This window comes from Ruegeria sp. SCSIO 43209 (assembly GCF_019904295.1).
In the GTDB taxonomy this organism is placed as follows: Bacteria; Pseudomonadota; Alphaproteobacteria; order Rhodobacterales; family Rhodobacteraceae; genus Ruegeria.
This window is the reverse complement of the sequence record NZ_CP065359.1, coordinates 1,461,591-1,473,904: the sequence shown is the minus strand read 5'-3', so window position 1 is coordinate 1,473,904 and position 12,314 is coordinate 1,461,591. Positions and strand designations below refer to the sequence as shown.

Below are 12,314 nucleotides of genomic sequence, written 5' to 3'. Positions count from 1 at the left end.
AATGGCAGTAGGTATCTTTGATTCCGGATTGGGTGGTTTGACCGTCCTGAACGCCGCGCAGAAACGTCTGCCCGACGTTGATTTCCTTTATTTCGCGGACAGCGCGCATGCGCCTTATGGTGTGCGCGATGCCGAGGATATCTTTAACCTGACACGAAACGCTGTGCAGGACCTTTGGGATCGAGGCTGCAATCTGGTGATTCTCGCCTGCAATACCGCAAGCGCCGCCGCCCTGCGTCGGATGCAAGAAGCGGGCGTGCCAGAAGGAAAGCGTGTACTGGGCGTATTTGTGCCTTTGATTGAGGCGCTGACTGAACGGCAATGGGGCGACAACTCTCCGCCGCGTGAGGTTCAGGTGCAGCATGTTGCGCTGTTTGCGACGCCCGCGACTGTGTCGAGCCGTGCGTTTCAGCGGGAGCTGGCGTTTCGGGCGATCGGGGTTGATGTCGAGGCGCAAGCCTGCGGCGGGGTGGTGGACGCCATCGAAGAGGGCGACATGATCTTGGCCGAGGCCTTGGTACGCAGCCATGTGGATGCTCTGAAGCGCAAGATGCCGGAACCGCAAGCAGCCATTCTGGGCTGTACGCATTACCCGCTGATGGCAGAGACGTTTCAGCAGGCGCTCGGACCGGATGTGAAAGTCTATAGCCAGGGTGATCTGGTTGCGGAAAGCCTTGCAGACTACTTGCAACGGCATCCGAATATGCTGGGTGAGGGCACTGATGGCTTCCTGACAACGGGTGCGCCGGGCGTTGTGACGGATCGCGCGACTCAGTTCCTCCGACGACAAATCACCTTTGAAGCCGCCTGACCTAGGTCAAGGACGGCGCTTTTCCGATTCCGTAATTCGTTGACCGTCACAGCGGCGGTCACCCCATGTGACACATGAATGAAAGAGGTCTGACATGACCCACAAAATCGCAATTCTTGGCGCTTCTGGTTACACCGGCGCGGAACTCGTGCGGCTGATCGCCGGGCATCCGAATATGGAAATCAAAGCTCTGGCCGCCGAGCGGAAGGCTGGACAGACAATGGCGCAGGTATTTCCGCATCTGCGCCATATGGATTTGCCGGTGCTTTGCAAGATTTCCGAGATCGACTTTAGCCAAATCGACCTGTGTTTCTGCGCTCTGCCGCACAAGACCAGTCAGGAAGTCATTCGCGAACTGCCCAACACCTTGAAAATTGTTGACCTGTCAGCAGATTTTCGACTTCGCGATGGCGACGAATACAAGAAGTGGTATGGGAATTCACATGCCGCGCTTGGGCATCAGGAAGAGGCGGTTTATGGTCTGACCGAGTTCTACCGTGACGAAATCCGCGGCGCTCGGCTGGTTGCCGGGACCGGATGCAATGCCGCGACGGGTCAGTATGTGCTGCGTCCGCTGATTTCGGCGGGTGTGATTGATCTGGATGACATCATTCTGGACCTGAAATGCGCGGTCTCGGGCGCAGGTCGGGCGCTGAAAGAGAATCTATTGCACGCAGAACTCAGTGAAGGGGCGAACGCATATGCCGTTGGCGGGACGCACCGGCATCTGGGCGAGTTTGATCAGGAATTCACGGAACTGGCTGGACGGACGGTGCATGTGCAGTTCACACCGCACCTGATCCCAGCCAACCGGGGTATTCTGGCCACAACCTATGTAAAGGGTGACCCGCAGAGCGTGTATGAGACACTTCAATCGGCCTATGAAGCCGAGCCCTTCATTGAGATGCTGCCATTTGGCGAGACGCCCTCGACCCACCATGTGCGGGGGTCGAACTTCTGCCATATCGGTGTCGTTGGAGATCGGATCGAACGCCGTGCAATCGTGGTGGCAGCATTGGATAACCTGACAAAAGGTAGCAGTGGGCAAGCCTTGCAGAACGCCAACCTGATGTTAGGTGAGGATGAAACCCTGGGTCTGATGATGGCCCCCTTGTTCCCGTGAGGACGGTATGAAAACGCTTAAGAAACGTCGTCGTGTACAAGTCATTCTAGTGGCTGTTGCGGCCCTGATACTGGCGACGGGTCTGATCGGATATGCGATGCGTGATGGCATCAACTTTTTCCGCTCACCCAGTCAGGTGATTGCAGAACCGCCGAAACCGACCGAGGTGTTCCGTATAGGTGGATTGGTCGAAGAAGGTTCGATCATTCGCGGGCAGGGTGAGACTGTGCATTTCGTCGTGACCGACGGCGGTGAAAGCGTAAAGGTCGCTTTTACCGGTGTTCTGCCTGATTTGTTCTCGGAAAATCAGGGTATGGTGGGCACCGGAAGTTATGTGAACGGAGTCTTTGAAGCCACTGAAATCCTTGCGAAACATGATGAAACCTACATGCCCAAAGAGGTTGTGGACGCATTAAAAGAGCAAGGCGTTTATCAGGAATCAGGCGATAGCTGAATGCAGCATCGCTGAATGCCATCGGCGCTAATATTTCTAAACAGAAGAAGCGGGGCGTTGCGTGCGAGAGGTAGGCAGCGCCCTTTGTTTTGCAGTGGTGTTAACGAAATTGTCCGACCGTTTACCAAAGTTTGGCAGAGAGGGCGGCAATGCGGACAGTGCGGCAGATTGCAAAAGGGATCGTGGCGCGGGAAGGTGGTTTTGTGGATGATCCCGATGATCCCGGTGGTGCCACGAAATACGGGGTGACGATCCATACCATGCGCCGATTGGGTCTCGATCTGGACCGAGATGGTTCGGTGACGCAACAAGACGTGCGCATGCTTAGCAAAGCGCAGGCCGTCGATATTTTTCTGGAACACTATTTTGAGAAACCACGCCTTCAGGTGCTGCCGAAAGCCGTACAGGCATCCGTGTTCGACATGTACGTCAATGCAGGAGCTCAAGCGGTGAAAATCCTGCAGAACCTGCTGCGGCAGATGGAGTATGACATTACGGTTGACGGGGTCATCGGCCCTCAGACTGCGCAGGCGAGCCGCGAGGCGGCTAGTCCAAAGCCTCTGGTGTTTCGTGATGCCTATGGGGTCGCAAGACGAAACTATTACTTCCGTTTAGCAGACCGGCGGATCGCTCTTCGCAAATATGCCAGAACTCGCGCGGGCGGCAAAGGCGGATGGATCAAGCGTGCCGAAGAGTTTTTATCGCCCAAGTATCATCTGAGCGAGGACGCGTTTCAGAAAAGGGTTTCAGGATGGGTTTGATCTCGGGTTTGTTGGCGCTCTTGTTTGGCGGAGGTCGCAATGTGGTTCGCGAAACTGCGGAAGTGTTTCGCGAAAATGTAGAAAGCGGTGCCGAGCGTTCTGTCGAACTGCGCGGTGCGGCCATGGCGCAATTCGGCACTGAATTCCAAGCTCCAAGCAAAACCAGGTTTGATCGATTCATGGATGGGCTAAATCGCCTTCCGCGACCGGCGCTGGCTTTGGGAACATTGGGTTTGTTTCTGGCCGCCATGATCGATCCGTTGTGGTTCGCAGCACGAATGCAGGGAATTGCGCTGGTGCCAGAGCCACTGTGGTGGCTGTTAGGGGTGATCGTGTCGTTCTACTTTGGCGCGCGGCATCAGATCAAAGCGCAGGATTTTCAAAGGGAAATCAGCGCGACAATGCTGAGGGCGCCTGAGGTGATCGCCAATCTTGAAACGATCCGCGGGTTGCGCGATGACAGTCCGGATGCCGCCGATACTGGCTCGGACGCATCGTTGGCCGAAGCAGTCAACCAGCCGGAATCGAACCCTGCATTGGAGGACTGGAAGCGGCTACGAAAGACCTGAGGCGCGACATTATGTGCGGTGATCCGAGGCGAATGTGAATGGCACTTGCACCGGTGCCGCAGTATAAGCAGGCCATGATTACAGAACTCGGCCATTTTGCACTTATCTTAGCCTTCCTCGTTGCCATCGTCCAAACTGTGGTGCCGTTGATTGGGGCTGCCAACCGTTGGAACGGGTGGATGGTTTTCGCAGAACCGGCCGCCATCACGCAGTTCATCTTGGCCGCCTTTTCCTTTGGTGCGCTGGTCTGGGCGTTTACCACGTCTGACTTCTCGTTGCGGATCGTGGTCGAGAATAGCCATTCGGCAAAACCGATGCTCTACAAGATTACCGGGACTTGGGGAAACCATGAAGGTTCGATGCTGTTATGGGTCCTGATTGTAGCGATATTCGGCGCGATGGCCGCCATATTCGGCGCTGGCTTGCCTCCGACCTTAAAGGCGCGGGTGCTGGCCGTTCAGGCCGCGATCGGAGTGGCTTTCTATGCCTTTATCCTCTTCACATCGAACCCGTTTGACCGACTGCCTGTTCCTCCGTTCGATGGACGGGACCTGAACCCGCTGCTGCAGGACCCCGGTTTGGCCTTCCATCCGCCATTCCTGTATCTGGGCTATGTCGGCCTCAGCATGGCGTTCAGTTTTGCCGTTGCTGCATTGATCGAGGGCCGGGTGGACGCGGCTTGGGGGCGTTGGGTTCGGCCTTGGACATTGGCGGCTTGGGTCTTCCTGACGATCGGTATCGCGCTTGGATCCTGGTGGGCCTACTACGAATTGGGCTGGGGCGGGTTCTGGTTCTGGGATCCTGTTGAGAACGCCAGCTTTATGCCTTGGCTACTGGCGGCCGCTCTATTGCATTCCTCCATCGTGGTGGAAAAACGCGAGGCGTTGAAAAGCTGGACGATCTTGCTTGCGATTATCGCGTTTGGGTTTTCTCTGATCGGGACCTTTATCGTGAGATCGGGGCTGCTGACTTCGGTCCATGCTTTTGCCAATGATCCTGAGCGTGGCGTGTTTATCCTGTTCATCCTGATCATCTTTACCGGCGGTGCGTTGACCCTGTTTGCTGCACGCGCGCAGGCGATGGAGGCGAAGGGTGTCTTCGGAATGGTCAGCCGCGAAAGTGCTTTGGTTCTGAACAACATCTTGCTGGCCGTTAGCTGCTTCGTCGTGTTCTTTGGTACGATGTGGCCAATGGTGGCCGAGATGGCGTTTGACAGAAAACTCTCGGTGGGCGCGCCGTTCTTCAATGCGGCATTTACCCCCTTCATGGTCGCCCTCGGAATCGTTCTTCCCGTTGGCGCAATGCTGCCGTGGAAACGGGGCAAGTTGGGCCGGGCCGCATGGTCCTTGCGCTATGCCTTTGTTCTGGCGGTCGCGATCGCGATCCTGGTCTGGGTGATGCAAACCGGACGCAGCGCTTTGGGACCTGTGGGTCTATTCTTGGGGGCGTGGATCACCTTCGGTGCCATCGTTGATCTTTGGAGCCGCACGGGCCGCAAAGGCAATCTGGCACGCCTGTTCCGACTGCCGGGTGCGGATTGGGGCAAGGCGGTGGCCCATACGGGTTTGGGCGTCACCATGTTTGCCATCGCGGGTCTGACTGCTTGGGAGGTTGAGGATATTCGTATCGCGCAACCGGGTCAGCCATTTGAGGTCGGGCAGTTCACTTTGACACTGCAAGACGTGCGTCAGGTACAGGGGCCGAACTATTTTTCGACCATGGCGGATGTAATCGCTGAAAAGGGCGGGCGCTATATCGCGACTCTTAACCCGGAAAAGCGCGACTACCCTGTGGCACGGATGCCGACAACTGAGGCTGCAATCGACTACCGCTTTCTGCGCGATCTATATGTTGTGATCGGGGATCAACAAGCTGATGGCGGCTGGGTGATGCGTACCTATATCAAACCTCTGGCCAACTGGATTTGGGGCGGATGTATCCTCATGGCTCTGGGCGGTGTGCTCAGCCTGTCGGATCGCCGTTTCCGTGTTGCAGCCGGTGCACGGAAAACGCCTGCAAGCGGGGTTCCTGCCGAATGAAGCGCCTGCTTGTTATCCTGCTGCTGATTGCATCCCCGATCATGGCTATTCAGCCGGATGAAGTGCTTGACGACCCGGCGCTCGAGACACGAGCGCGGGATATTAGTACCGGTCTGCGCTGCTTGGTGTGCCGGAACGAAAGCATTGACGAAAGCAATGCTGAACTTGCGCGTGATCTGCGTATCTTGGTGCGAGAACGTCTGGTTGCGGGGGATACTGATCAAGAGGTTGTGGACTTCATCGTTGATCGCTATGGCGAATATGTGCTGCTGAAACCCACCGCGACCGGCGCCAATCTGTTGTTATGGCTGTCGGCTCCTGTCATGCTGCTGATAGCGGCCGGCATGGGGTGGAACTTTTTGCGCAAGCGTGCGCAGCATCAGGAAGTAGCGCATTCAGAAGGCCTTAGTGAGGAAGAACAAGAGCGTCTGCGCCGAATTCTGGAAGACTGACGCGCGGTTCTTCTTTTCCTTTTTCCGCATTTGCGTCAGTGTTTTGCAGAACGCTGCGCAGCTGAGGTTTTGCATGGAATACGAAGCGGTCCTTCTGGACATTACTGATAATTTGGCGGTTTTGACATTGAACCGGCCGGATAAGATGAATGCGTTGACGACGCAGATGCGGGCCGAGATCACCTACGCAATGAAAGATGCCGCGCAACACGCTCGCGCGATCGTCCTGACCGGTGCTGGACCTGCCTTTTGTTCGGGGCAAGATCTTGGCGACGCGTCGAGCACAGGAAAGATCGACCTCGAACGCGCGCTTCGGGACGAATATGAACCGATGCTTGAGGCTGTCTATGATTGCCCCGTGCCAACTATAGCGGCAGTTAACGGGCCAGCAGCGGGGGCGGGGGCTAACCTGGCACTTTGTGCCGATGTAGTGATAGCAACCCAGAGTGCCTATTTCCTGCAAGCTTTCGCTCGGATCGGTCTGCTGCCCGATGCAGGCGGCACCTGGTTCATGCCGCGTCAGATGGGGTTTGCCAAAGCGATGGGTGCAGCGTTGTTTGCAGACAAGATCAGCGCGCGCCAGGCGGATGAATGGGGATTGATCTGGGAAGCGGTTGCAGATGATGAGTTCGACGCTCATTGGCGCAAGAGAGCCGCGTATTTGGCGAATGGCCCAACCTCCGGGTTTCGCGCGATCAAACAAGCGATCCGGGGAACTTACGATAGAACATTACCTCAGCAACTTGCAGCCGAAGCCCACCTGCAGGGCGAATGCGGACGTACCCGAGACTTTGCCGAAGGCGTCGTAGCCTTTCTGGAAAAGCGCCCTGCGAAATTCGAAGGGCGCTGATCATTCAATCAGGCCCGGCGGCGGCGACGAGTGCGCCGTTCGGGAACGGCCTCGTCCCCAGTGCCATCTGAGGCTGAGGTAAACGGACCAAGCGCCGATACGATCTGATCCAGGGTCGGGCGCTCGCCGCGCGGACCGTTATCTAACGCCTCGCGCATTTTGCGCAAATGCGCAGGCATAGTGCCACAGCAACCGCCAATGATCGTTGCACCTGCATCGCGCGCCATGGCAGCGTACTGGCCCATCAGTTCAGGCGTTCCGTCATAATGGATATGACCGTCCACATATTTCGGAATCCCTGCGTTGCCCTTGGAAATCAGTGGACGTTCGTTTCCTTGGGCAGCGAACCCAAGCACCGTCCGCAGTATATCCGAGGCACCAGTGCCGCAATTCGCCCCGAACGCAACCGGAGGATTGGGCAGAGTTTCCACGATCATTGCCAGATCAGAAGATGTAACACCCATCATTGTGCGGCCAGCCGTGTCAAAACTCATGGTGCCGCACCACGGCATATCTGCCAGAGCGAACGCTTCTGCCGCAGCCCGGAATTCTTCCGGCGCGCTTATGGTCTCAAGCCACAGAACATCTGCGCCTCCAGTCTTTAGCGCCGCAGCCTGTTCATGAAACATCTCGACGGCTTCGGCGTGTGAAAGACTGCCGACAGGTTCCATGATCTCGCCGGTCGGGCCAACAGAGCCGGCCACGATGATCGGGCGACCTGCCTTATCAGCGACTTCGCGACCCAGTTCAGCGCCAATACGATTCAGCTCGGCCACGCGGTTCTGGGCGTCGTGTAACTTCAAACGCGCGGCTGTTCCACCAAATGTGTTTGTCAAAAACAGATCACTGCCGGCATCGACCGAGCCCTGATACAGAGCACGAATCTTGTCAGGCGCATCGACGTTCCACAATTCCGGCGCATCGCCTGATTGCAGGCCCATGTTGAACAGGTTCGTCCCGGTTGCGCCATCCGCCAGAATGACGTCAACGGTTTCCAGAAGGTTGCTGAGCGCGTTTGTCATTGGAGTATTCCAAAATTGGGGCCACAGCCCGTCAAAATATGAGACGCCCCGTGTCTCATGACCGGGGCGTCAAATCAAATTCATAAAACTCATGAAGATCATGAGTTTTGCAGCTCAGGCATCAGGACTCGGCTTCCGCCATCACCTGCTCTTTGGCTTCGACCAGAAGTTCGACCATCTTCTCGCGGATTTTAGCCTCATCCGCGAGATCACCGAGGTACCCTTTGACCGCCTCGACAACATCGTCTTCGCTGACATTCTGCAGGTCGGTGTGGACCAGTTCCTGCCCGTATTTACGTGCCTGTTCCACAGTCTCGCCTTTCAGCGCCGAGGCCCATACAGCCATAAATCGATTGCGGCGCATCCGGGCGATGAACTGCATCTTTTCGTCATGAGCGAATTTGTTTTCAAACGCGGCTTCACGTTCGTCGAATGTGGTCATTGGTTGGGGACCTCTTGGGTTAGATGTTCTTTTCTGATGATATGACTATACGACGCCCTGTGCGCAAGGTATTTGCGCTGCGTCAAAGCCTCTCGGGGTTGCGAACTTGCGGGAAAGCGGGGCTTGCACTATGAGGGCGCCAACGTGAAGGGACTCATTCCCTTTCCCCAGACTGGAAAGGTCGCTCATGGCGCGTCGCAAGAAGATTTACGAAGGTAAAGCCAAGATCCTGTATGAAGGTCCCGAGCCGGGCACCATCGTGCAGTACTTCAAGGATGACGCCACAGCTTTCAACGCCGAGAAGAAAGACGTGATCGATGGAAAGGGCGTTCTGAACAACCGGTTAAGCGAATTCTTCATGACCGGTCTGGCCCAGATCGGAGTTCCGACGCATTTCATTCGCCGTCTGAACATGCGAGAACAACTTGTGCGGAATTGTGAGATCATTCCACTGGAAGTGATCGTCCGCAACTATGCCGCCGGATCGATGTCCAAACGCCTCGGTATCGCCGAGGGTACTCAACTGCCGCGCCCGATTGTTGAATACTGCTACAAGGACGATGCGCTGGGTGATCCGCTGGTGACCGAAGAGCACATTGCGGCATTCGGCTGGGCGAGCCAGCAGGATATGGACGATATCCTGAGCCTTGCACTGCGCGTTAATGATTTCATGAGCGGCGTGATGCTGGCGGTTGGTATTCGTCTGGTCGATTTCAAAATCGAGATCGGGCGCGTGTTCGAAGGCGATTTCCAACGACTGATCATTGCGGACGAAATCAGCCCCGATAGCTGCCGTCTATGGGATATCGAAACCGGTCAGAAGCTGGACAAGGATGTGTTCCGCCGTGATCTGGGTAGTCTGACTGATGCATATTCTGAGGTCGCCCGCCGTCTTGGCGTTCTGCCCAAAAGCAATGTCACAAAACCAACGCTGATCAACTGATCCTGTCTCATATCGACAGGGTTGTCCGACAAGCCCAAGCGGGGTATCCCGCGCCCAACGAAACGGATCGATGCGCGGTCCATCAGTGGAGTTCTCGAAAATGAAAGCACGTGTGCATGTGATGCTCAAGAACGGGGTTCTGGACCCGCAGGGCGAGGCTGTGCGTCACGCATTGGGTGCGATGGGCTTTGATCAGGTCGAAGGTGTCCGTCAGGGCAAGGTGATCGATCTGGAACTGGCAGACGGCGCGACCGAGGCGGACGTAACCAAGATGTGCGAAAAGCTGTTGGCCAACACGGTCATCGAACGCTTCGAGATCGAACTGCTCTGAGTTTTCCGACCTAGGAGGGTCCGCCATGCGCGCAGCCGTCATCGTTTTTCCTGGTTCCAACTGTGATCGGGACCTTGCCGTCGCCTTCGAGCAGGCCGGTTTTTCCGTCGATATGGTCTGGCATAAAGATGCCGCGCTGCCCGAGGGCATAGATATTGTCGGTGTTCCGGGTGGGTTTTCCTATGGTGACTATCTGCGCTGCGGCGCGATTGCGGCCCAATCGCCCATTTGTAAAGCGCTGGCCGCGCATACCGAGCGTGGTGGCTATGCCGTCGGCATCTGCAACGGTTTTCAGGTTCTGACCGAAACCGGAATTCTGCCTGGCGCGCTGTTGCGCAATGCCGGTCTGAAATACATCTGCAAAACGATCGGACTGAAAGTCGAAACCAGCGATAGCGCCTTTACTGAAGGGTACAATGCCGGGGATGTGATCGATATCCCGATTGCGCATCACGATGGCAATTATTTCGCAGACGATGAGACCTTGGCCGAGTTGAAAGATCAGGATCGCGTTGCCTTCACATATGCCGAAAATCCCAATGGTTCGCGCGACGATATTGCAGGGATTTTATCGCACAACCGGCGCGTGTTAGGCATGATGCCCCACCCAGAACGGGCGGCGGATTCAGGCCACGGAGGCACTGACGGGACGGCGCTCTTCCGCGCATTGGCCGGGGTGCTGACGCCCGCGTGACTTGAGGTCATCAGTCGGGACGCGTAGCGTCAGTACATGAGCGCGGAAGATCAAGCAGACAGCAAAGGGTTTCTGAACCGGTTTCGCGGCGCGCCTATGGGCTGGCGGCTGCGGCTTGCCGTTTTTTTGTTGCTGCTTGCTACCGTCGCCACAGTGTGGATCACCAACAGTCTGCTAACCAGTCGCTTCACCGAATCGACCAGAAACCGCGCCGAACTGCGGTTAGCCTTGTATTCCGGCAACCTGCTGAGTGAGTTGCGACGCAACGCCATCGTGCCGCAGTTGCTCGCCCGTGACCCCACCCTGATTTCGGCCCTGCAATCCAGCGATTACACGCTGTCGAGCCAGCGCCTGATCTCTTTCGTTGAAGAAATCGGGGCGGCCTCGCTGGTTTTGCTGGATGGGGATGGCCTGACACGTGCTGCAACCGACCGGAACCGGTTGCAGGAAAGCCACCGGAACTCGCCTTACTTCATCGATGCAATTCGATCGAATGCCACTATATTCTCGGTCATTCCACGTGAGTCCGGCGGTTATAGCTTTGTGTACTCGCGGCGAATCGAGGCGAATGCAGAGATCCTTGGCGTGATCGTAGTCGAAGTTGATTTGCAGAAATTTGAACGCGCCTGGGCTGGTATTTCTGACGCGGTGATGGTCACAGACAGCACTGGAACGATCATCCTCTCGACCGAGCCTCAGTGGCGGGGTCTAGATGAAAGCGGTGCCATGTTGCGCCAACCCCCTCAGAACGCGATCCAGCGCGCGATCCGGGCCACAACCGATTGGAGCGCTTTGCCCCCCGATGCCTATCTTCAGGGCGAGGCTGTGATGCGGATGGAGACCCGTATTCCGTTCCGAGGCTGGCAAATGACCTCGTTCACCACCTATTCGTCGATCCGCGAGCGGGTGAACAGCGTTCTGGCGCTTGAGATCATGGCCTTTGCGATTCTTCTGGCACTGACCTTCTATGCGCTCAGCCGCAGAGCGACGTTGCGCATGACCTTGTTCCAGCGCGAGTCGGCGGAGCTTCGCGCATTGAACGTAAGGCTGCAGCGGGAAATCGCTGAGCGTGAACGTGTTGAAAAGACGCTGGAAGTTGCCGAACAAACCCTTGCCCAGAGCTCAAAACTGGCAGCACTTGGAGAGATGTCTGCGGCAGTCAGTCACGAGTTAAATCAACCTCTGGCTGCGATGAAAACTTATCTGGCCGGCGCGCGTCTGCTTTTGCGTCGAAACCGACCCGAAGAGGCGTTGGCCAGCTTTGGGCGGATCGACGGATTGATCGAGCGGATGGGAGCGATCACGCGCCAGCTCAAATCCTATGCGCGCAAAGGTGCAGATGCGTTTTCGCCAGTAAATCTTGGCGAAGCGCTGGCCTCGTCCCTGTCGATGATGGAACCGCAGCTGCGTCAGCGGCATGTGAAGATAACCCAGATTTTGCCCGAAGAACCTGTTATAGTGATGGGTGATCGGATGCGGATCGAACAGGTTATGGTCAATCTCTTGCGCAATGCGCTGGATGCGACCAAGTCTGTGGATGAGCCGGATGTCGAGATCATTCTCGCTGCAGGTGAAACTGCGGTACTGACCGTGCGGGACAATGGCCACGGGATCGAGGATATCGAAAACCTGTTCGAGCCGTTTTATACGACCAAACGCCCGGGGGACGGCGTTGGTCTGGGGCTTGCCATCTCGTCCGGGATCGTGAACGACCATGGCGGACGGCTGACCGCGCGCAACGGCCAACAGGGTGGCGCGGTGTTTGAGATGCAATTGCCCATATTGGGAAGCGACGGCCTTGAGGCCGCGGAATAGAGGAAGTG

Annotated in this window: 14 protein-coding genes; 12 read left to right on the top strand and 2 right to left on the bottom strand. The window is 56.7% G+C overall.

All coding sequences use genetic code 11. The features are described from left to right. Window position 1: 1 nt before the first annotated feature. From murI to I5192_RS07410, 8 genes are all read left to right on the top strand, one after another. Window positions 2-811: a glutamate racemase gene (gene murI / locus I5192_RS07445; protein WP_223118093.1), complete on the top strand. Its 810-nt coding sequence runs from the start codon at window positions 2-4 to the stop codon at window positions 809-811. 94 nt (window positions 812-905) lie between these two features. Then, window positions 906-1,934: an N-acetyl-gamma-glutamyl-phosphate reductase gene (gene argC, locus I5192_RS07440; protein ID WP_223118092.1), complete on the top strand. Its 1,029-nt coding sequence runs from the start codon at window positions 906-908 to the stop codon at window positions 1,932-1,934. A gap of 7 nt (window positions 1,935-1,941) precedes the next feature. Further along, complete coding sequence (gene ccmE, locus I5192_RS07435) at window positions 1,942-2,388, top strand: cytochrome c maturation protein CcmE (RefSeq protein WP_170405562.1); 447 nt, start codon at window positions 1,942-1,944, stop codon at window positions 2,386-2,388. Between the two features lie 149 nt (window positions 2,389-2,537). Continuing rightward, window positions 2,538-3,149 carry a holin-associated N-acetylmuramidase gene (locus I5192_RS07430; protein WP_223118091.1) on the top strand — a complete coding sequence of 204 codons (612 nt, stop codon included), beginning with the start codon at window positions 2,538-2,540 and terminating at the stop codon, window positions 3,147-3,149. Further along, entirely contained in the window at window positions 3,140-3,718 is a 579-nt protein-coding gene (locus I5192_RS07425; protein ID WP_223118090.1) for a holin family protein, read from the top strand. The genes I5192_RS07430 and I5192_RS07425 overlap by 10 nt, the downstream gene beginning before the upstream one ends. A 74-nt stretch (window positions 3,719-3,792) precedes the next feature. Beyond that, the gene (locus I5192_RS07420) at window positions 3,793-5,757 is read left to right on the top strand and encodes a heme lyase CcmF/NrfE family subunit (RefSeq protein WP_223118277.1); all 1,965 of its coding nucleotides are present in this window, start codon (window positions 3,793-3,795) and stop codon (window positions 5,755-5,757) included. Beyond that, complete coding sequence (locus tag I5192_RS07415) at window positions 5,754-6,209, top strand: cytochrome c-type biogenesis protein (RefSeq protein WP_170405571.1); 456 nt, start codon at window positions 5,754-5,756, stop codon at window positions 6,207-6,209. Before I5192_RS07420 ends, I5192_RS07415 begins: the two co-directional genes overlap by 4 nt. A 73-nt stretch (window positions 6,210-6,282) precedes the next feature. Next, window positions 6,283-7,059, top strand: coding sequence for an enoyl-CoA hydratase-related protein (locus I5192_RS07410; RefSeq protein WP_223118089.1), 777 nt, complete (start codon window positions 6,283-6,285; stop codon window positions 7,057-7,059). Between the two features lie 8 nt (window positions 7,060-7,067). On the opposite strand, the gene bmt is transcribed toward I5192_RS07410, so the two are convergent. Continuing rightward, entirely contained in the window at window positions 7,068-8,081 is a 1,014-nt protein-coding gene (gene bmt / locus I5192_RS07405; RefSeq protein ID WP_223118088.1) for a betaine--homocysteine S-methyltransferase, read from the bottom strand. 121 nt (window positions 8,082-8,202) lie between these two features. Continuing rightward, entirely contained in the window at window positions 8,203-8,523 is a 321-nt protein-coding gene (locus I5192_RS07400) for a DUF1476 domain-containing protein (protein WP_170393165.1), read from the bottom strand. A 187-nt stretch (window positions 8,524-8,710) separates the two neighbouring features. Here I5192_RS07400 and purC point away from each other — a divergent pair, with 187 nt between their 5' ends. From purC to I5192_RS07380, 4 genes are all read left to right on the top strand, one after another. Beyond that, entirely contained in the window at window positions 8,711-9,466 is a 756-nt protein-coding gene (gene purC / locus I5192_RS07395; protein ID WP_170393164.1) for a phosphoribosylaminoimidazolesuccinocarboxamide synthase, read from the top strand. Window positions 9,467-9,566: 100 nt separating this feature from the next. Then, window positions 9,567-9,797: a phosphoribosylformylglycinamidine synthase subunit PurS gene (gene purS / locus I5192_RS07390; protein ID WP_010439914.1), complete on the top strand. Its 231-nt coding sequence runs from the start codon at window positions 9,567-9,569 to the stop codon at window positions 9,795-9,797. 25 nt (window positions 9,798-9,822) lie between these two features. Beyond that, a complete protein-coding gene (gene purQ / locus I5192_RS07385) occupies window positions 9,823-10,491 on the top strand; it encodes a phosphoribosylformylglycinamidine synthase subunit PurQ (protein WP_223118087.1) in 669 nt (222 codons plus the stop codon). A gap of 36 nt (window positions 10,492-10,527) precedes the next feature. Then, window positions 10,528-12,306: an ATP-binding protein gene (locus I5192_RS07380; protein WP_370644429.1), complete on the top strand. Its 1,779-nt coding sequence runs from the start codon at window positions 10,528-10,530 to the stop codon at window positions 12,304-12,306. The last annotated feature ends 8 nt before the right edge of the window (window positions 12,307-12,314 follow it).